Source organism: Allosediminivita pacifica, from assembly GCF_003054175.1.
GTDB lineage: Bacteria > Pseudomonadota > Alphaproteobacteria > Rhodobacterales > Rhodobacteraceae > Allosediminivita > Allosediminivita pacifica.
Genome location: NZ_QBKN01000018.1, coordinates 20,537 through 40,476, shown reverse-complemented (window position 1 = coordinate 40,476; position 19,940 = coordinate 20,537). Strand labels below are relative to the sequence as shown.

The window sequence follows — 19,940 nt, the reverse complement described above, 5'->3', positions numbered from 1 at the left end:
CTGGGACAGCCTACTCCCCCAGATCCCCGAAGGCATTCCCGTCACCGCCCACGTCGTACTGCTCTTCAGACACGGTATCGGCGGTCACGTCGCGCAGGGTGACGCGGCCGTCGGCGTGGCCGATGACGACCTGGTCGCAGATGTCCACGAACAGCCCGTTCTCCACCACGCCGGGCACCTGGTTCAGCACCATGGCGAGCTGGCGGGGGTTGCCGATGCGGGTGAGCTTCAGGTCGAGGATCAGGTTGCCCTCGTCGGTGCGGTAGGGTCCGTCGGCGCCGGGGCGCAGCTCGATGGTCTTGCCCATGACGTCCATGGCGGTCAGCGCCTCGTCGATCAGGGTCTGCGTGGCCTTCCAGCCGAAGGGAATGACCTCGACCGGCAGGGGGAAGGCGCCGAGGCTCTCGACCTCCTTCGCGGCGTCGGCGATGACCACCATGCGGTCGCTGGCGCTGGCCACGATCTTTTCGTGCAGCAGCGCCCCGCCGCCGCCCTTGATCAGGTTCAGCTCGCCGTCGAACTCGTCCGCACCGTCGATGGTGATGTCGAGCCAGCCGGCCTCTTCCAGCGTGATGACCTCGAGCCCCAGATCGCGCGCCATCTCGGCGGTGCGGGTCGAGGTGGGCACGCCGCGGAAGTGCAGGTCGCGCTCGCGCACCGCCTCGGCCAGGCAGCGGACAAGCCAGGCCGCGGTCGAGCCGGTGCCGAGCCCCACGCGCATGCCGCTTTGCACCATGTCGGCGGCGCGCCGCGCGGCCACGAATTTCGCCGTGTCGATGGGCGAGAGCTCTCCGGTCATGACTTCCCTCCTGGCTGGTTGCGCGCCTTATAGGGGCGCGGCTGCCGTGGTGCGAGGGGGAATTCCGACCCAGCGTCGCATGTCGTGAGAGGTTTCGCCCTGCTTTCGGTCGCGGTACATGGACGTCATGGACGACTACATCCTGCACTACGCGCCGGACAACGCCTCTCTGGTGGTGCGGCTGGCGCTGGAGGACCGGGGCCTGCCCTACCGCACGGCGCTGGTGGATCGCGCGAGCGAAGCGCAGAAGGGCGCGGCCTATCGCAAGATCAACCCGGTGGGGCTGATCCCGGCGCTCGAGACGCCGCGCGGCGTGCTGTTCGAGACGGCGGCAATCCTGCTCTGGCTGGCGGACACGCACGGCGGCCTCGGCCCCGCGCCGGGCGACGTGCAGCGCGGGCATTTCCTGAAATGGCTGATCTTCGTGTCGAACACGCTGCACGCCGGCCTGCGGCTGACCTTCTACCCGCAGAACTACGTGGGCGATGCGCCGGAATACCACGCGGCCCTGCGCACCGGCACCCGCACCGGCCTCGACACCCAGCTGCGGCTGCTGGATGCCGAGGCGCGGCGCGCCCACGGCTGGTTCAACGCGGCCGAGGTGACGGTGCTCGATTACTACGTGGCCTGCTGCCTGCGGTGGGCGGGGCTCTACCCGCAGGGCGACACCGGCTGGTTCGACCTCGCGCGCTACCCCGCGCTCTGGGACCTCGCCGAAAGCCTCGAATCGCGGCCCGCCACCAAGGCGGCCATCGCGGCCGAGGGGCTGGGCGCGAAGCCCTTCACCCGGCCGGAACCACCGCAGCCGCCCGAAGGCTCCGCGACCTGAGCCACGCGGCTTTCCCGCAGGGGCTGACGCATTAGGTGGACGCGAAGGCGCTTGCGGCACATCGCAAGGCGTGGTGGCGTGCCACAGATGCGGGACGCGCAACGGGAGGTCATCCATGTTCCTGTCGGTCTTCGAGATGTTCAAGGTGGGGATCGGGCCATCCTCCTCGCACACCATGGGGCCCATGGTGGCGGCGGCACGGTTCCTCGACACGCTGCGCGAGGCGCCCTTCACCGCGCATGGCGTGAGCGCGGCGCTCTACGGCAGCCTCGCCTTCACCGGCGTCGGTCACGCGACGGACCGGGCGACGATCCTCGGCCTCGCCGGGTTCCGGCCCGAAAGCTACGACCGCGAGGCCGCCGATGCGGCGATGGAGCAGATCCGCAAGGATCGGCAGGTGACGCCCGATGGCCTCGCCCCGCTCGCCTTCGACCCGCAAAAGGACCTGCGCTTCGATTTCGGCGACCCGCTGCCCGGGCACGCCAACGGCATGATCCTCGCCGCGCATGACGCGCAGGGCGACGTGATCCTGCAGGAGACCTATTATTCCGTGGGCGGAGGCTTTGTCCTGACCGAGGCGGAACTGGCCTCGGGCGAGGACACCGATCATGGCCCGCCGGTCCCCTACCCCTTCAAGAGCGCCGCGCAGATGCTGGACATGGCCCGCGCCTCGGGCAAGAGCATCGCCGAGATGAAGCGCGCCAACGAGATTTCGCGCGGGGGCGCAGACAACCTCGACCGTGGCGTGGCGCGGATCTGGCAAGTTATGGAGGATTGCATCGAGCGGGGCCTGGAGGCGCCGGGTATCCTTCCGGGGGGGCTCAAGGTGCGCAGGCGGGCACGCGACATCCATGACCAGCTTCTGGCCGAACGCGGCCGCAACCTCTCCGCGCCGCACACGATCAACGACTGGATGAGCGTCTACGCCATGGCCGTGAACGAGGAGAACGCCGCCGGTGGACAGGTCGTCACCGCACCCACCAACGGCGCCGCCGGCGTGGTGCCCGCCACCATCCGCTACTGGCTCGACCACGTGCCAGGGGCCGCGCGCAGCAAGATCCCCGATTTCCTGCTCACCGCCGCTGCCATCGGCGGGCTGGTAAAATACAACGCCTCGATCAGCGGGGCCGAGGCCGGCTGCCAGGCCGAGGTCGGCAGCGCCTCGGCCATGGCCGCCGCAGGGCTCTGCGCCGTCATGGGCGGCACACCCGAGCAGATCGAGAACGCCGCCGAGATCGCGCTGGAGCACCACCTCGGCATGACCTGCGACCCGGTGAAGGGGCTCGTTCAGGTGCCCTGCATCGAACGCAACGGGCTGGGCGCGATCAAGGCGGTCAGCGCCGCCTCGCTGGCGCTGCGGGGCGACGGCGACCACTTCGTGCCCCTCGACGCCTGCATCGAGACCATGCGCCAGACCGGCGAGGACATGAGCCACAAGTACAAGGAAACCGCGCTTGGCGGGCTGGCGGTGAACATCCCCAACTGCTGAGCGCCCGCGCCCTCAGGGCGCGGCGGCAAACAGCAGCAGACGCACGCCGGTGTCTCCCAGCACGACCACGGGCACCGGCCCGCCCTGGTGAAAGCGCAGCGCGTCCCCACGTGCCAGATCCTGCGGCGTGCCCTCCAGCGTCACCCGCAGCCGGCCCTGCAGCAGCACCAGGTGACATTCGCGCACCGTGTTCTGCAGGTTGGTGAGATCCGCGCTGACCCCCGCCCCGAGCCGCCATTCCGTCACCTCGCCCGCAAGCCCCGGGCCGGAGGGCGACACCATGCGCGTGCTGACCGCCCGCTCGGGGTCGCGCCAGTGGGGCTGATCCTCGGCCGGGACGCTGGCCTGAAAGGCCTCCTCGATTCGCGCCATGAGCTGCGAGGGCCGCAGCCCGTGGGCCCCGCAGATGCGGGCCAGCACGTCGGCGCTGGGACTGACCTCGGCATGTTCGAGGCGCGACAGCGCCGCGCGGCTGACACCGCTGCGCTCCGAAAGCTGTTCGAGGGTCCAGCCCTGCGCCGCACGCAGCGCGGCAAGTTCCGCGGCAAGACGTTCGGTCACGGAATCCTGCGCCCGACGGGCGGCGGCGCGCGCGGGTCGCGTCACGCGCAGCGGCGGCATCGCCCCGCCGCCGATCCGGCCATTGCCGGACTGGGGACCGAAGCGGCTCACGCCGGCATGGCCCGCACGGTATCGGCACGGCACACCGGCCGCGCAACCTGCCAGAGGCCGGTCGCCGCGTCCGCGAACGCGCGCAACAGGACACAGGGCATGTGACCTCCCCCCAAACGATCCGTCGCGCCGGAACCCCGTATGGCAGCAGGATCTCCGGCCCGATCATTAGGCGCGATTGACGCTACGTGAACAAGACGGGAGTACACCCGAGGTACGCGCAGTGTCCGGCGCGCAACAATTAGGACACAGTTTTCCGAAGTCGTGGAGCACGCCAGGCGGCCTTGCCAGAGGCACGCGATCAAATGGCATACGCCCGGCACCATGAACTCGGTTTGGTCGAAAGCGGAACCGCGTTCCAAGCAAGTAGCGCGTCATCAGACGCAGCGACCTGTCACCACTCTGGGATCTTAGGGATCTCGATCACCGGGCCTTGGCCTCGGGAGAGAATGGTGCGGTCGAGAAGACTCGAACTTCCACGGGAGTTACCCCACAGCGACCTCAACGCTGCGCGTCTACCAATTCCGCCACGACCGCACTGTCTAGGCTTGGTGACGCGCCTCTTAGCGAAGCCCGCGCAGGATGAAAAGAGGAAATTTTTCATCTGCGCGCCTGCCGTAACGAAAGCATGCCGCAGTCCCGCGCGACACGCTCGCCGTCCGGCTTTGACAGCCCCCGCGGACGCGCATAGAGCATCGCACATGGTGGAATGGATCACGACAGACGGTCTCACGGGCTACGACGAGGCGCTGGCCTTCATGGAAGCGCGCGCTGCCGCCATCGCGGCGGGCGAGGCCGAGGAATGCATCTGGCTGCTGGAGCATCCGCCGCTCTACACCGCCGGGACATCCGCCCGGCGCGAGGACCTGCGCGACCCCGACCGTTTCCCCGTCCACGACACCCGCCGGGGCGGTCAGTACACCTATCACGGCCCCGGACAGCGCGTGGCCTACGTCATGCTGAACGTGGGCGAACGCGGCCATGACGTGCGCCGCTTCGTGGCCGAACTCGAGGCCTGGGTGATCGCCGCGCTGGCCGAGTTCAACGTGACCGGTCACATCCGCGAGGGCCGCGTGGGCGTCTGGGTCGAACGCCCCGACAAGCCCCCCCTGCCCGACGGCCGCATGGCCGAGGACAAGGTCGCCGCCATCGGCATCCGCCTGCGCAAGTGGGTCAGCTTCCACGGCGTGTCGATCAACGTGGAGCCGGACCTGTCCCATTTCGACGGAATCGTGCCCTGCGGCATCACCGACTACGGGGTGACAAGCCTCGTGGATCTCGGGCTGCCGGTTACCATGGGCGACGTGGACACGGCGCTGAAGCGCAGTTTCGGGGATGTCTTCGGCGACTGATCGGCGGATTACTTGTCGCCCCCACTAGAGGACCACGACTTGCCAACAAAAAACCCGGGAGCTGACGCCACCGGGTTTCGGGTTTTCTAGGGTCCGGACGGCGGCCGCAGCGGGGGGATTCGCCGCGGCCGCCAACCCGCCCTATCGGCGACCGGCGCCGAAGACGTGAAACAGGATATCCTCGCGCTGCAGGCCAAGCTCGGCCAACTGGGCGTCGGACTTTGACCGCAGGGCCTCGACCTGGCTTGCCAGCTGGCGTTGACGGCGGTCGAAGGGGGTTTCCACAATGCGGGCGACCCAGTTGCGCAGCGACGGGCGTTCGCGGGTCATCAGGTCGTCGTAAAAGGCCATCGGATCGTCTCCTCAAGCGCCCCTAGCGGAGCATTGTCTGCAGGATGTCAATGACATCATTTCCATATTAACGCCCCATCAGGGGTGAATGGTTCCCGCCGAGATCCCCGCCCCCCGGAGCCTGCTTGCGCCCGGGGAGCGGCGCTTCCAGACTGCCCACGACAGGCAGGCAGGAAACGGAGGCCCCACGTGACACACCAAGCGACGCAGCCCTGGTGGAAAGAAGGGGTGATCTACCAGATCTACCCGCGCTCGTTCATGGACAGCACAGGCGACGGTATCGGCGACCTCGAGGGGATCCGTCAGCGTCTGCCGCATCTCGTCGATCTCGGCATCGACGCGATCTGGATCTCTCCCATCTTCCCCTCGCCGATGAAGGACGCGGGCTACGACGTGGCGGACTACTGCGACATCGACCCGCTCTTCGGCAGCCTCGAGGATTTCGAGCGGCTGTCAGCGGCGGTGAAGGACGCAGGCCTGAAGCTGCTGCTGGACTTCGTGCCCTCGCACAGCTCCGATCAGCACCCCTGGTTCCTCGAGGCGCGCCAGTCGCGCGATGCAGACAAGCGCGACTGGTACGTCTGGCGCGATCCCCTGCCCGACGGCAGCCCGCCCACCAACTGGATCAGCGAATTCGCAGGCCCCACCTGGACCTTCCACCCCGAGACCGGCCAGTACTACCTGCACGTCTTCCTGCCCGAACAGCCCGCGCTCAACTGGCGCAACCCGGAACTGCGCGCGGCCATGTACGACGTCATGCGCTTCTGGTTCGATCGGGGCGTGGATGGCTTCCGCGTGGACGCGCTGGAAAACCTGATGCCGAACCCCGACCTAGGCGACAACCCGCCCAACCCCGACTGGGTCGAAAGCATGGGGCCGGCCCGCAGCCACCTCGCCGTAAACATCAAGCACCAGCCCGAGATCCTCGCCGCCGGGCGCGACATGCGCGCCGTCGCCAACGAGTACGATCCCGAGCGGCTCCTGGTGGGCGAGATCTACGGCACCACCGAGCAGCTGATGAAATACTATGGCGAGAACCACGACGCCTTTCAGCTGCCCTTCAACTTCCTCCTGATCGAGGCCGTCTGGGAGGCCGAGCCCCTCGCTGGCATGATCCGTGCCTACGAGGCCGCGCTGCCCGAGGGCGCATGGCCCAACTGGGTGCTGGGCAACCACGACCGCCCGCGCATCGCCTCGCGCATCGGGCCGTGGCGCGCGCGGCTGGCGGCCATGCTGCTGCTCACCCTGCGCGGCACGCCGACCCTGTACCAAGGCGACGAGCTGGGGATGGAGAACGTGCCGATCCCGCCCGAGGCGGTGCAGGACCCGTGGGAGCGCAACGTCCCCGGGCAGGGTCTCGGCCGTGACCCGGTGCGCACGCCCATCGCGTGGGAGACCGGCCCCGGCGCGGGCTTCACCACCGGGACGCCCTGGCTGCCTATCGACCCCCGCCCCGAGGTGGCGGTCGAGACGCAGCAGGCCGACCCGGGATCGATGCTGGCCTTCCAGAAGGCGCTGCTGGCGCTGCGCAAGCGGGAAAAGGCGCTCACGCTGGGGGACCTCACCGGCGTCAACGCCACCGGCGAGGTTCTGCATTACCGCCGGACGTTCGAGGGCCGGACGCTCGCCGTGACGCTGAACCTGGGCGAAACCGCCGCCCCCTGCCCCGATCCCGGCACCTGCCTGATCTCGACCCACGGAAACGACTCGGGCGACCTAGCCCCCGGCGAAGGCCGCGTTCTGGCGCAGTGAGGAGGCCCTACGGGTAACGGGAAGGAACGAGATAGCGCAACCCGATGCCGTGAGGCGCTAACCGGCCGTCCGGATCACGGCCTGAAAAGCCCGGAACAAGGGGCGTCAGCCCCGCCGGGCCAGCGCCGGACCGTCCGCGCGGTCTGGCGCTTTGGCAATTGCAGAGCGCCGCTCATCGGTCGTCCGGATGTGGCTGCCATAAAGCGCTCCGACCCGCCGTCGCTGCGCCAAACCACGGTCCGGCGCTGGCCCGGCTCCCACTGCACGAAGGGCCTCGTGCAGGCAGTCTTTCCCCCGCCGATACCCCTGGTTGTCGAGGGAGGATGAAGCGCGAGGCAACCAGGTCACCCCCAACAAAAAAAGGGCGGCCCCGGCATATCGCCGGGACCGCCCCTGTCCAGCGCCACGTCGGGCCCGAAGACCCGGCGACGCGATCAGTCCTCGGGCAGCGCGTAGACCGCCACCTGGTCGCCGACCTGGTTCTTCAGGATCGAGTTGCCGCCGGCGACGAAGGCCACGTACTGGCGCCCCTCGTGCTCGTAGACCGCGGGGTTCGACACCGAAGGCGCCTCGACCACGTCGGACCAGAGCTCGTCGCCGTTCTCGACCGAGTAGGCGCGCACCTTGGCGTCCATCGAGGCACCGATGAAGATCACGCCACCCGCCGTCACGGCCGGACCGCCGATTGTGGGCGAGCCCATGCTCTCGGGCATGTAGAAGCCGTACTTCTGCGAGGCGCCGATGGGCCGCGTCCAGAGCGTTTCACCGGTCGTCATGTCGATGGCGCGGATGTCGCCGTAGGGCGGCTCCCAGCAGGGCATGCCCAGCCAGTTCAGCGGCACGTAGAGATTGAACCCGTAGGGCGCGCCGGTCTGCGGATAGAAGCCCGTCTCGTTGCCCGAGCTGCCGGCGACCTCGTCGTATTCCTCGCGCGGGAACATCTCGAGCATCTGCACCGCCCGCGACGTGTTCACGATCGAGATCTGGTTCTCGGGATCGAAGGCAGTACCGCCCCACTGCTGACCCCCGAAGGTGGCGGGATAGACCAGTGTGCCGGTGCCCTCGGCCGAAAGCGGCGTGTAGATCCCGTCATAGCGCGCGTTGTCGAAGATGCGCGAGCATTCCCCGAGGCTCAGCATGTCCGCGATCCACCAGACGTCGGGCCGCTCGGTCAGCGACACCACCGGCTCGGGCTTTGTCACGATGGGCTGGGTCGGGCGCAGCTCGTCACCCTCGATATCGGTGTCGGTGGGGACCTCGATTTCCTCGATCGGCCAGACAGGTTCGCCCGTCTCGCGGTTCAGCACGAAGAGCATGCCCATCTTGGTGGACTGCATCAGCGCCGGGATTTCCTCGCCGTCGACCGTGATGTCCATCAGCGTCGGCGCGGCGTTCGTGTCATAGTCCCAGACGTCATGGTGCACGTACTGGTAGGACCAGACGATCTCGCCCGTCTCGATGTCCACCGCAGTGGTAGACGTCGACAGCGGGATGTCCTGAAGCCGGTTGCCCCCCCAGTAGTTTGGCGAGGGCGAGGACACCGGCAGGTAGACGAGGCCAAGACCCTCGTCGACGCTCATGTGAGTCCAGACGTTGGCGGTGCCGGTCTGTTCGCGCACTTCCTCGGGCAGGATCTGCAGCGCCCAGTCCCGCTCGCCGGTCTGCGCGTCGACCGCGAAGACCGATCCCGGAGGTGCCGCGGCCCATTCCCAGTCCTTGCCGGCCCAGCCGATGATGAGCTTGTCGCGCGCCACCGTGGGCGGCTGCAGAAGCGACAGGGGCCAACGGTCGTTGGTGTCGTTCCACTGGTTCACGTCCAGCACGCCACCCTCGGCGAAATCCTCGCAAAGCTCGCCGGTGTCGGCATCCATCGCGAAAAGCTGCGCGTCCATGGTGCCGAGGTAGACGATCTTCTGGCAGGCCTCGCCCTCGACGGGCTCGTCCGCCTCCCAGTAGGAGACACCGCGGTTCTTGAGCGCGGGCTGGGTCAGCGCCTCGAGCGTGCTTTCGGTGTCAAAGCTCCAGATCTCCTCGCCGGTGGCTGGATCGAGCGCCAGCACCCGGTAGAAGGGCGTGCCGATGTAAAGCATGCCGTTGGCATAGACCGGCGTGGCCGACCAGACGGTAGCGGGCAGATCGCCCGTGCCGTCTGACACGTCCCCGGTGTGCACCTCCCAGACCTTCTCCATCTCACCCACGTTGTCGGCGGTGATCTGGGTCAGGGGCGAATACTTCTGCGCGTTGGCCTGGCCATGGAAGCCTTCCCAGACGGCTGTTTCGGGAACAAGCGGAATATCCATGCGGGTGCGTTCGGCGCTGGCGCCTTCGCCCTCGGTCACGGCATCGCTGCCCTCGGTGGCCTCCGCGTCGGTATCGGACGTTGCTTCGTCGCCGCTCGCCGCGGCATCGTCCGCGCCGCTTTCCGTATCGGTCGCGTCGGTGCCTTCAGCCTCGCTCGCGTCTTGCGTGCCGGTGCTTTCTTCAGCCTCGGTCGGCTCGGCGTCCGGGGCATCGGTCTCCCCCGCCCCGGCGTCTTCCCCGGTCTCGCCGGACGTGTCCTCGATTCCGCCGTCAGTGGCTTCCTCGGGCGCCTCGTCGCTGTCGGTGTTAGTCGATGTGCCGGGATCTTGCGACTGTTCGGTCGGAGTATCGGGCGTGCCGGTCGCGCCCACATCCTGCGCGTAGGCAGGCGCCGATGCGGCCAGCGCCAGGGCCAGCACGGTGTGGCTGACGGGTCGGATAGTGCGGATCATGCCGTGGCTCCCTTGCCTGCGGAACGGGTGGTGGAGACGTCGAGCACGACGCCGACGAGCACGATGACCATGGCGACGATCAGCCACCATTCATGCAGGAAATACGCGGCGAGCCCGGTGCCGATGGCCCCGAGCACCACCAGCGTCCGCAGCAGCGACCGCCAGCCGCCGGGCTGCGACAGCTGGATCAGGACGCCTGCAATGATGAGAAGGATGCTCGACGCGATGACGATCAGCGCCCCGAGGCTGCCAGTCACCCCCGTCAGCGGAGTAAGGTAGTTGTAGACCGCAACCGCAGCGCCCGCGAGCGCCCCGGCCAGGATCAGGATCGTGCGTGGCCGCACGGACGAGGGCGAAGATGCCATGCGTCCCTCCTTGGAAAGGGTTACCTGTTCAATCTGCCAAGGCGACGCCGAAGCGCCTTGCCGGAAAATCCGGCAAACCCGGGTCTCCCTTCGGTTTCCCTGCGGAAGCCGGGCCCGGCACCCCCTCGAGGCGACGCAATGACTTGGCAGGAAACTGCCGAAGCACCTGCATGGTTCCGCCGCCACCCTGATTACCTAGCGTCAGGACTCCGGAACCTTTTCGCAACGGCGGCGCGGCGATGCTCCCGAATGCCCGCGGTCAGGGGGTCGCGCCCTGCCTTCCGGGTTCCGCTTCCGACATCCGGTCGACCACGTCCTCGAGCAGCATCGACGCCAGCTGCTGCCGGTTCGACAGCCCGCTTTTGCGGAAGATCGCGGAGGTCTGGCACTTGGTCGTCGCCGGTCGTGTTCCGCGCAGTTCCGCGATCTCGCAGTTGCTGAAGCCCTTGATGATCAGCAGCGCCACCTCACGTTCGGTACGGCTCAGGCGCCAATCGGCAAAGCGCCGTTCCAGCAGCCCGGCGATATCACCCGAAGCGGCGCTCAGCCGGGCCTCGAGTTCCGCGCGCTGATCACGGGCCCTCGACTGACGCCGATAGACCAAGAGCCCCATGAGACCGCAAAGCGCGATGAGCGGAAGCATGGACAAGTCGACCAGCAGCCAGGCCGGAGCTACGTTCGGACGTTCAAGGATATTGGCGACCTGAACTGCCCCGATCATGAGAACGCAGAATAGCAGGCAACGCATTTGCATGCGCGTGGTGAATCTCTCAAGCATGGCGATACGCCTGTTCCCAAAGAGTTTTCCCAGAGCACACGGGTGAATATCAACATAGCGCGGAATCCGTCATTTCCTTGACATCGCGAAATCCATCAGCCGAATGGCGTAAATGCGCCATGCCCAGACGACTACGACTTGCGGAGGATGGTCCCGGCGCCATCTGGCGCTTCCCTTCCATTTCATGACCTCAATTCGCATGGAGGAGGAGACGATGCGGACTGGCAAGCTCTGGATATCGGCGGCAGCGATCGCCCTGATGACAACCCCGGCCCTGGCACAGGAGGGCGGCCTCGGCGACGCGGTCGAAGACGTCGGAGACGGGCTCAGCGACGGGCTGGGCGACAACGCGGTCGGCAATGCCGTCGACAGTGTCACCGAGGGCGCGGACGATGCCGTCGACGACGTGGGCGACGCGCTGAACGGCGCCGATGACGGCGGCGGCGGGCTCGGCGACGGCGTCGACGACGCGCTCGGTGGCGGCAATCTCGGCGGAGCGGTGGACGACGTGGTCGACGGTACAGGCGACGCACTGAACGGCGGCACAGGCGGCTCCGGCAGCGGTGGTGGCTCCGGTGGCTCGGGCGGAAGTGGCTCCGGCAGCGGCGGGACCGGCAGCGGGGCCGGCGGCAGCGGCTCCAGCGGTGGCGCCAATACACCGGGCTCGTCCAGCGGTGGCACGGACGATGATTCCCGGAGCAGCGGCAACATGGACTGGAACCCGGGAAGCCCCACGGCCGCGGGAGCCGGCACGCGGAATGCCTCGCTGACCTGCTACAACGGCGGCAACACCACGGCCTTCACCGGCATGCCGGTCGTGAGCTCCGGCGGCCAGCGGATCGGCGTGGTGCACGACGCGCTTCTCGCCGGAGACGGCTCGATCGGCCGGGTCCGCTTCATGACCCGGGCGATTTCCTCGGGCAGCACCAACTGCGTCGAGATCGGCGGCGGTGGGATCTCTGCCTCGGGCGGCGTCGTCCGCATCCCGGTGTCCACCGAGAGGATTCGCCAGTCCTCCTGATCCGGACCCGCCGGACAACCTTCACCCTGCCCCGCGCGGGGCAGGATCGGGGCCGCGCCAGCTGCGCGGCCCTTGCGGTGCGACAAATTTCCTTGATCTGCGTCAAATCCCTCCATTGCCCGACCGCAGCCCGCATTCTAGAACGAAGCTCGATCACGGACGTGGGGGGACTCCCTTCTGCGGCCGCGCAAGGAACAGCAGGAGGCACAAAGATGGCTGACGCCGCCATTCACGGCCACGAGCATGAAGACGAGCGGGGCTTCTTTACCCGCTGGTTCATGTCGACGAACCACAAGGACATCGGGATTCTCTACCTGGTGACCGCGGCGCTCGTCGGCTTCGTCTCGGTGGCCTTCACCGTCTACATGCGGCTCGAACTCATGGAGCCCGGGGTTCAGTTCATGTGTATGGAAGGGGCGCGCCTCTTCCCGACCGCGACCGAGAACTGCACCCCCAACGGCCACCTCTGGAACGTCATGATCACCGGCCACGGTGTGCTGATGATGTTCTTTGTGGTCATTCCCGCCCTCTTCGGCGGGTTCGGCAACTACCTGATGCCGCTGCAGATCGGCGCGCCGGACATGGCCTTCCCGCGCCTCAACAACCTGTCCTACTGGCTCTTCGTGGCCGGCTCGACGCTGGCGGTCTGCTCGGTCTTCTCGCCCGGCGGCAACGGCCAGCTCGGCGCGGGCGTCGGCTGGGTGCTCTATCCGCCGCTGTCGACCTCCGAAGGCGGCATCGCGATGGACCTCGCCATCTTCGCCGTGCACGTCTCGGGTGCATCGTCGATCCTCGGCGCGATCAACATCATCACGACCTTCCTGAACATGCGCGCACCGGGCATGAGCCTGTTCAAGGTGCCGCTCTTCGCGTGGTCCGTCTTCATCACCGCATGGCTCATCCTGCTGGCCCTGCCGGTGCTCGCGGGCGCGATCACCATGCTGCTCACCGACCGCAACTTCGGTACCACCTTCTTCCAGCCCTCTGGCGGCGGTGACCCGATCCTCTACCAGCACATCCTGTGGTTCTTCGGCCACCCGGAAGTGTACATCGTGATCCTGCCCGGCTTCGGCATCATCAGCCACGTCATCGCGACCTTCTCGCGCAAGCCGATCTTCGGCTACCTGCCGATGGTCTGGGCCCTGATCGCGATCGGCGTGCTGGGCTTCGTCGTCTGGGCGCACCACATGTACACCGTCGGCATGAGCCTCTCGCAGCAGAGCTACTTCATGCTGGCCACCATGGTCATCGCGGTACCGACGGGCGTGAAGGTCTTCAGCTGGATCGCGACGATGTGGGGCGGCTCGATCGAGTTCAGGACGCCCATGCTCTGGGCCTTCGGCTTCCTGATCCTCTTCACCATGGGCGGCGTGACCGGCGTGGTGCTGAGCCAGGCAGGCGTCGACCGCGCCTACCACGACACCTACTACGTCGTGGCGCACTTCCACTACGTGATGAGCCTCGGTGCCGTGTTCGCGATCTTCGCGGGGATCTACTTCTACTTCCCCAAGATGACCGGGCGCATGATCCCCGAACGGGCCGGCAAGATCCACTTCTGGATGATGTTCATCGGTGCCAACCTGACATTCTTCCCCCAGCACTTCCTGGGCCGTCAGGGCATGCCCCGCCGGTACATCGACTACCCCGAGGCCTTCGGTTTCTGGAACCACGTCTCGAGCTGGGGTGCGCTGCTCTCCTTCGCCTCGTTCGTGTTCTTCATCGGCCTGGTGATCTACACCCTGCGCAAGGGCGCCGTCTCGCACGCCGCGAACCCGTGGAACGAATACGCGGACACGCTGGAATGGACCCTGCCCTCGCCGCCGCCGGAGCACACCTTCGAGCAGCTGCCGAAGCAGGAGGACTGGGACAAGGGCCACGCCCACTGATCCCGGCCCGACAAGCCAGACAAAAGGGAGGCCCCGCCATGGCGGGGCCTTTTCTGTTCGCCTTCCCGGATTCCCTCGCTAAGTGACTGCCCTGCCATGCCGTACAGATGGTCCGACGACCCCGCCCGCCCACAGACCAGGATCCTGACGCTCTGGCCGCACCAGTCCCTGCCGCCGCAGGGCTTCGCGGCCTTCATGCTGACGTTCTTCGTCATGGCGGCTATCCCAATGGTGGGCTTTCTGGGAACCTTCGTGCTGTGGGGGCTGTTGCCCTTCATGCTGGCGGCCACTGCCGGGATCTATTACGCGCTCCGGCGCAATGACCGGGACCGACAGATCCTCGAAGAACTCACGCTTTCCCCCCACCGAGCAACGCTCAGCCGGAAGAATCCGCGCGGAAACGACCAGTTCTGGGAAACTAATCCCTACTGGCTACGTGTCTTCCTGCACGAGACCGGCGGCCCCGTGCCCTACTACGTCACGCTCAAGGGCGACGGACGCGAGGTGGAAATCGGCTCTTTCCTCGCCGAGGACGAGCGCAAGGCGCTGCATGACGACCTGATCCGGGCCCTGGCCCGGCTGAATAACAAGAACGGAGACTGAGAATGGCTCAGGCACCCGCCACCCCCAAATGGAAGCGCCGCGCCCTGCGCCTTGCCGCCGACATCGGACTTCCGACCCGCACGCTGCGGCCGGCTCCTTCGGAGAAGGCCGCGCTCGCCCTGCGCGCTGCGGAACGCGACAAGCTCAGCGGCCCGGCGCGCGAGGTCATCTTCCTGATCCCCCTGGTGGCGCCTTCGGACGTGAGCGACTGGGCGGCGGTGACCACGCGGCTGGAGGCCACGCTGCAGAGCTTCATCAGCCAGGACGACACGCGCTGGCGGGCAGTGATCTGCTGCCAGGAGCGCCCGCCCCTGCCCAACGACCCGCGCATCACCCACCTGCCGTTCGACGAACAGGTCGAGGGCAACGACAAGTGGCGCAAGCTGGCGGCGCTCTGCAGCCATCTGAAGGACAGCGCGCCCGACCCCGCTTACGTCATGAGCTTCGACGCCGACGACATCCTGCGTCAGGGGACCGTGGCCGAGATGCTCGGCCGGCAGGCCCCGGGCGGCTACATCGCCGAAACCGGCTACGTGCTCGACGCGGGCACCGGCACCATGGCGCTCGCCGCGCCGGCCGATCCCGGCGCCCCCGGGCGCAAGGCCTTCTGGAAGCTCTGCGGCTCCTGCGTGGCGCTCCGCTACGATCCCGGCCTTCCCGAATGCACGGCCTTCCTGCGGGCGATGACAGCCCACGAACACCGGATGTTCCCCTACCTCGCCGGTCTCGCCGGACGCCGGCTCGAGCCCTTTGGCGAGCCGAGGGTGCTCTACATCCTGAACCATGGCGAGAACTTCGGCGCACGCCGTGGCCGCACGAGCTTCAAGACGCGCTACGTCGAGCGCTTCGCGCTTTCGGAGCACGGGCAGCGGATCGCGCGCGAGGGCTTCCCCCCGCTTTGAGGGGGATCAGCCGGCGGCGAGCCGCTGCTTGACCTTCGGGCCCACCTGCCCGAAGTCCATCTGTCCGGTGTAGCGGGTCTTAAGCACCCCCATCACGCGGCCCATGTCGCGGATCGAGCTTGCGCCGATCTCGGCGACGGCATCGTCCACGGCCTTCTCGACCTCGTCGTCGCTCAGCGCGCGGGGCAGGAATTCCTCGATGATCTCGATCTCTTCCTGTTCCTGGTCCGCAAGGTCGAGCCGACCGGCTTCCTCGTAGCTGCGGACGCTCTCGCGGCGCTGCTTCACCATCTTGTCGAGTATGGCCAGCAGCTGGACCTCGTCGACGCCGTTCTCGTTGCCTTCGGCGCGGGCAGCGATGTCGCGGTCCTTGAACGCGGCGTTCATCAAACGCAGCGTCGAAAGCCGTGTCTGGTCGCGCTCGCGCATGGCCTGTTTGACGGCCGTATTCACCTTGGCGCGCAGTTCCATCGTCTCATCCCCGGTCCCTTGTCACGAAAGCGCAATCTATCCAAACGCCCGGTCCCACGCAAGGCGCGCCCAAGCCTTTGAAACAAGGGCAAAACCGCCGTGACGCCGCGTTTTCGCGGCCCTTGACGGCCCCCGCGCTGCCCCATAGGTAAGCGTGGATTTGCCGCCAGCCCGGAGTCTCTGCCATGCCGATCAGCCAAGCCCCCTTCCCGACCGCCTGCCTCGCGCTTGCCGACGGGACGGTCTTTTACGGTCAGGGGTTCGGAGCGACCGGCCAGCGAGAGGCGGAACTCTGCTTCAACACCGCCATGTCCGGCTACCAGGAGATCATGACAGACCCCTCCTACGCGGGCCAGATCGTGACCTTCACCTTCCCGCACATCGGCAATGTCGGCGTCACCCCCGAGGATGACGAGACGGCGGATCCGGTGGCCGAGGGCATGGTGGTCAAGTGGATGCCGACGCAGGCCTCCAACTGGCGGACGGCGCAGGAGCTTTCCGACTGGCTCGCCGCGCGCGGCCGGGTCGCCATCGGCGGCATCGACACCCGTCGCCTGACCCGCGCGATCCGCCAGCAGGGCGCCCCGCACGTGGCGCTTGCCCACGACCCCGAGGGCAAGTTCAACGTCGAGGCGCTGGTTGCCGCGGCGCGCGGCTTCCCCGGCCTGACCGGACGCGACCTCGCCAAGGGCGTGACCTGCGCGCAGAGCTACCGCTGGGACGAGATGCGGTGGGCCTGGCCCGACGGCTATCCCCGCCAGACCGAAGCGCGCCACCGCGTGGTCGCCATCGACTACGGCGCCAAGCGCAACATCCTGCGCTGCCTTGCCAGCGCCGGTTGCGAGGTGACGGTGCTGCCCGCCACGGCCACGGCCGAGGACATCATGGCCCATTCGCCCGACGGCGTGTTCCTGTCGAACGGCCCCGGCGATCCGGCAGCGACCGGCGAATACGCCGTGCCGATGATCCGCGGCCTTCTCGACAAGACCGAACTGCCGATCTTCGGCATCTGCCTCGGGCACCAGCTACTTGGCCTCGCGCTCGGTGCGCGCACCATCAAGATGAACCACGGCCACCACGGCGCGAACCACCCGGTGAAGGAGATCGACACCGGCAAGGTCGAGATCACGTCGATGAACCACGGCTTCGCGGTCGACACCCAGACCCTGCCCAGCGGCGTGCTGGAAAGCCACGTGAGCCTCTTCGACGGCTCCAACTGCGGCATCCGCATGCAGGACCGCCCGGTCTTCAGCGTGCAGCACCACCCCGAGGCCAGCCCCGGCCCGCAGGACAGCTTCTACCTGTTCGAACGCTTCGCGCAGAACATGGACCGCAAGGCCGCCACCGCGGGCTGAACAGTCCCGAACGGCCGGACCCGCCAAGGGCCCGACCGTCCCCTCTCAATCCTTGCGATAGCCCGCCCGGGCCGAGGCCGAGAACGGCCAGCCCGTCACGGTCCCCTTCAGCGGCATCTGCACGTGCGGCTCGACCGTCGGACGGCCCGATCCGCCGTCCGGCTCCCCCCAGACCAGTTGCAACTCCGTGCCCTCGGCCGCGTGCTCCGCGTCGACACAGGCCAGCGCCACCCATGTCCGGTCCGGCGCGATAAAGTTGAGGTAGCACGACACGCCCACCCGCTTGCCCGCCGGGTCCAGCACCGCGTCGAACGGATAGGCCGCGTAATGCGCCGAGGGCGCCTCCATCGCCTTGCCCTTCGGCCCCTCGCCCATCTGGCTGCGATAGACCGCCACCGCGTCCTCCGGCTCGATCACCAGCGACACCTTGCGCCGGTGCGGCTGCTCCACCATCGCCTCCAGCGCCTCGCGTCCGACGAAATCGTGGTCGAAGCGGATCAGCCGCCCGTAGTCTAGATCCCACGGCGTGAAGAGGTACTCCGACAGGCTGTCGCCGACGAAGCTCCCCCCGAGCGAGGCCAGCCCGTCATAGCTCATCGCGGGCAGCCACTCGCGGAAGGGGCGCATGGCCTCGCCCTCGTAGATCGCGGGAAAGACGCAGCCCCACCAGCCGGATTCGACCGTGGCCGATCCGTAGGCCCGCGCACCCACCTTCCGCATACCGTAGGCCTTCCCCGCCTCGAGAAGCAGGCCCTTCACCTCGTCGTACTGCTCCACCGGCCCCCAGAACTCGAGCCCTGGCGCCCCGCCCATGCCGTGCCGCAGGGTGCGGTAGCTCCGTCCGCCGACCCGGATGTGGCCCATGCGGAAGAACCCAGTCGATTCCAGCGGCCCGCCGTTCAGCCCCTCCAGCATCTCCCAGGCCTTCGGTCCCTGCACCTCGAAGCGAAAGGTCTTCTTCGGCTTGGGATTGTCGAGCTTGCGCTCGTCGCGGTCGCAGCGCACGTCGAACTTGCCAAGCGATGCGTTGAACTCGATCCAGCTTGCCACCGTGGGACGGCCGATCACGTTGACCAGCTCCGGCCCCAGCCCGGTCAGGACCATGTCGCCGATCAGGTGACCGTCCGGGGCGCAGCAGACAAGCTGCTTGGCCTTGCCCTCTCCGAACCCCGTGAACCCGTTGATCGCGAGGCTGGCAAGAAAGGGCACCACGTCCGGCCCCTCCACGTAGAGATCCGTCATGTGAAAGGACTGGTCCATCAGCGCGACGCCCTCGCGCCATGCCTGCTGTTCCTCCCGCCAGTTGGAAAACTCCGCCGGGATGGGAAACTGGTAGGGTCCCATCTGCGAACTGCGCAGCATCTCCAGCGCCGACCCGTAGCCCTGAAGTCTCTCCTCGAGTGATGTCATGACTCTCCTCCTCGTCTTGCCATCTCCGTCGCGGCAAGCCTAACCTGCGATCGTGCTGCCGGGCTTGGAGCCGGGCGACAGGGGCTTGCACTGCACCGCCGGGAGGGGCGGCCCGGCCCCTGCCGCCAAAGACCCCGCGCAGCCGGGAGGAGGACATGACCCACGCCGCATGGGACCGGTTTTCGACGACCGGCCACACCCCGCGTGACGCGCTTTCCCACTGGATGCGGTGGGGCGAACGCGCCATCGGCGCGATCCGCGTGCAGCCGCGCGATCCCGCCCGGTTTCGCGGCGCGGCGGCACGCATGACGGCGGGGTCCGCCACGATCTCGGTCATGCGTTTCAGCGCCGCCTCCGCCGCCAAGGCCACGCCCGGCGAACCGGACGACGCGATCCTCTTCAGCCTGCCCCTCGCGGGCAGCTTCCGCTACGCGCACCCCGGCGCGGACCCCGTCCTCGTGGGGCCCGGCGACATCTACCTGCGCGATCTCTCCCGCGACTGGAGCCTGTCCACGCGCGGCGAAAGCCGCCTCGTCACCCTGCGCCTGCCCTTCGAGGACTTCGTTGCACGCTACGGCGATCCCGGGCCGCTCGTCGGCACCCGCTTTTGCGCCGGACGCGCCGACGTGGCCTGCATCACCGGGATCCTGCGCTCGGTGCTGCCCCTGCTCCAGTCCGACGGCCCCGAAACCCGTCAGAGGGTGCTCGCCGACACCCTGCTCGACGCCTTCCGCCTGCTCGCCCCCGAACCGGCCGAAGATGCGCCGGCGGACGCGCTCTCGCTCCATCGGCAGGCCATGCTGCACATCGCCCGCAATCTCGGCGACGCCGACCTGTCGCCCGCCACCATCGCCGCCGCGCTCGGCGTCAGCCCGCGCAGCCTGCAGCGCGTCTTCCAGCGCCGGGGCGAAACCATGCAGGGCGTCATCCTCGACCAGCGCCTCGCCCGCGCAGCCGAGGCGCTCCGCGCGTCTCCCCGCCCGGGGATCACGCCCCTCGCCATGAACCTCGGCTTCAACGACCCGGCCTACTTCAGCCGCGCCTTCGCGGCGCGCCACGGCTGCGCCCCCAGCCGCTACCGCCGGCACCTCGCAGGTTTAACCTAACGTTAAGCATGATTGCGTGAAGCTTGCGGCGCGGCAGCCGGGAGCT

18 protein-coding genes and 1 tRNA gene are annotated in these 19,940 nt (G+C 68.0%); 10 read left to right on the top strand and 9 right to left on the bottom strand.

Annotated elements, in window-relative coordinates:
* Positions 1-10 precede the first annotated feature (10 nt).
* Positions 11-799, bottom strand: a complete 789-nt coding sequence (rpiA, locus tag C8N44_RS14275; protein WP_107977451.1) for a ribose-5-phosphate isomerase RpiA — start codon at positions 797-799, stop codon at positions 11-13.
* Between the two features lie 118 nt (positions 800-917).
* Here rpiA and C8N44_RS14270 point away from each other — a divergent pair, with 118 nt between their 5' ends.
* Together C8N44_RS14270 and C8N44_RS14265 are read left to right on the top strand one after the other, a co-directional pair.
* On the top strand, positions 918-1,628 hold the full coding sequence (locus C8N44_RS14270; protein WP_107977450.1) for a glutathione S-transferase family protein: 711 nt from the start codon (positions 918-920) through the stop codon (positions 1,626-1,628).
* A 115-nt stretch (positions 1,629-1,743) separates the two neighbouring features.
* Positions 1,744-3,117, top strand: coding sequence for an L-serine ammonia-lyase (locus C8N44_RS14265; RefSeq protein ID WP_107977449.1), 1,374 nt, complete (start codon positions 1,744-1,746; stop codon positions 3,115-3,117).
* A gap of 12 nt (positions 3,118-3,129) precedes the next feature.
* Here C8N44_RS14265 and C8N44_RS14260 read toward each other — a convergent pair whose 3' ends face one another.
* Together C8N44_RS14260 and C8N44_RS14255 are read right to left on the bottom strand one after the other, a co-directional pair.
* Positions 3,130-3,789 (bottom strand): helix-turn-helix domain-containing protein, encoded by a 660-nt coding sequence (locus C8N44_RS14260; RefSeq protein ID WP_146178847.1) that lies wholly within the window; start codon positions 3,787-3,789, stop codon positions 3,130-3,132.
* Positions 3,790-4,239: 450 nt separating this feature from the next.
* Positions 4,240-4,326, bottom strand: a tRNA-Leu gene (locus C8N44_RS14255).
* Between the two features lie 128 nt (positions 4,327-4,454).
* On the opposite strand from C8N44_RS14255, the gene lipB reads away from it, so the two are divergent.
* The gene (lipB, locus tag C8N44_RS14250; protein WP_280514088.1) at positions 4,455-5,141 is read left to right on the top strand and encodes a lipoyl(octanoyl) transferase LipB; all 687 of its coding nucleotides are present in this window, start codon (positions 4,455-4,457) and stop codon (positions 5,139-5,141) included.
* A gap of 141 nt (positions 5,142-5,282) precedes the next feature.
* On the opposite strand, the gene C8N44_RS14245 is transcribed toward lipB, so the two are convergent.
* Complete coding sequence (locus C8N44_RS14245) at positions 5,283-5,492, bottom strand: hypothetical protein (protein ID WP_244641095.1); 210 nt, start codon at positions 5,490-5,492, stop codon at positions 5,283-5,285.
* Between the two features lie 189 nt (positions 5,493-5,681).
* Between C8N44_RS14245 and C8N44_RS14240 the strand changes: the two genes are divergently transcribed.
* A complete protein-coding gene (locus C8N44_RS14240; protein WP_244641096.1) occupies positions 5,682-7,244 on the top strand; it encodes an alpha-amylase family glycosyl hydrolase in 1,563 nt (520 codons plus the stop codon).
* Between the two features lie 434 nt (positions 7,245-7,678).
* Here the strand turns inward: C8N44_RS14240 and C8N44_RS14235 are convergent, their stop codons facing one another.
* The 3 genes from C8N44_RS14235 to C8N44_RS14225 form a co-directional block, all read right to left on the bottom strand.
* Positions 7,679-9,997: a pyrroloquinoline quinone-dependent dehydrogenase gene (locus C8N44_RS14235; protein WP_107977446.1), complete on the bottom strand. Its 2,319-nt coding sequence runs from the start codon at positions 9,995-9,997 to the stop codon at positions 7,679-7,681.
* A complete protein-coding gene (locus C8N44_RS14230; RefSeq protein ID WP_107977445.1) occupies positions 9,994-10,362 on the bottom strand; it encodes a hypothetical protein in 369 nt (122 codons plus the stop codon). Before C8N44_RS14230 ends, C8N44_RS14235 begins: the two co-directional genes overlap by 4 nt.
* 259 nt (positions 10,363-10,621) lie before the next feature.
* A complete protein-coding gene (locus C8N44_RS14225) occupies positions 10,622-11,140 on the bottom strand; it encodes a helix-turn-helix transcriptional regulator (RefSeq protein ID WP_107977444.1) in 519 nt (172 codons plus the stop codon).
* Between the two features lie 214 nt (positions 11,141-11,354).
* On the opposite strand from C8N44_RS14225, the gene C8N44_RS14220 reads away from it, so the two are divergent.
* The 4 genes from C8N44_RS14220 to C8N44_RS14205 all read left to right on the top strand — a co-directional run bounded on the left by C8N44_RS14220 (position 11,355) and on the right by C8N44_RS14205 (position 15,552).
* The gene (locus C8N44_RS14220) at positions 11,355-12,161 is read left to right on the top strand and encodes a hypothetical protein (RefSeq protein ID WP_107977443.1); all 807 of its coding nucleotides are present in this window, start codon (positions 11,355-11,357) and stop codon (positions 12,159-12,161) included.
* Positions 12,162-12,373: 212 nt separating this feature from the next.
* Positions 12,374-14,047: a cytochrome c oxidase subunit I gene (gene ctaD / locus C8N44_RS14215; protein WP_107977442.1), complete on the top strand. Its 1,674-nt coding sequence runs from the start codon at positions 12,374-12,376 to the stop codon at positions 14,045-14,047.
* 96 nt (positions 14,048-14,143) lie between these two features.
* Positions 14,144-14,650, top strand: a complete 507-nt coding sequence (locus C8N44_RS14210) for a DUF2244 domain-containing protein (protein ID WP_107977441.1) — start codon at positions 14,144-14,146, stop codon at positions 14,648-14,650.
* A 2-nt stretch (positions 14,651-14,652) separates the two neighbouring features.
* Entirely contained in the window at positions 14,653-15,552 is a 900-nt protein-coding gene (locus tag C8N44_RS14205; protein WP_107977440.1) for a hypothetical protein, read from the top strand.
* Between the two features lie 6 nt (positions 15,553-15,558).
* Here C8N44_RS14205 and C8N44_RS14200 read toward each other — a convergent pair whose 3' ends face one another.
* The gene (locus C8N44_RS14200) at positions 15,559-16,023 is read right to left on the bottom strand and encodes a GatB/YqeY domain-containing protein (RefSeq protein WP_107977439.1); all 465 of its coding nucleotides are present in this window, start codon (positions 16,021-16,023) and stop codon (positions 15,559-15,561) included.
* Between the two features lie 185 nt (positions 16,024-16,208).
* Here C8N44_RS14200 and carA point away from each other — a divergent pair, with 185 nt between their 5' ends.
* A complete protein-coding gene (gene carA / locus C8N44_RS14195) occupies positions 16,209-17,378 on the top strand; it encodes a glutamine-hydrolyzing carbamoyl-phosphate synthase small subunit (RefSeq protein ID WP_107977438.1) in 1,170 nt (389 codons plus the stop codon).
* A gap of 45 nt (positions 17,379-17,423) precedes the next feature.
* Here the strand turns inward: carA and C8N44_RS14190 are convergent, their stop codons facing one another.
* On the bottom strand, positions 17,424-18,788 hold the full coding sequence (locus tag C8N44_RS14190) for an aminomethyltransferase family protein (protein ID WP_107977437.1): 1,365 nt from the start codon (positions 18,786-18,788) through the stop codon (positions 17,424-17,426).
* Positions 18,789-18,943: 155 nt separating this feature from the next.
* Here C8N44_RS14190 and C8N44_RS14185 point away from each other — a divergent pair, with 155 nt between their 5' ends.
* The gene (locus C8N44_RS14185; RefSeq protein WP_107977436.1) at positions 18,944-19,894 is read left to right on the top strand and encodes a helix-turn-helix domain-containing protein; all 951 of its coding nucleotides are present in this window, start codon (positions 18,944-18,946) and stop codon (positions 19,892-19,894) included.
* The last annotated feature ends 46 nt before the right edge of the window (positions 19,895-19,940 follow it).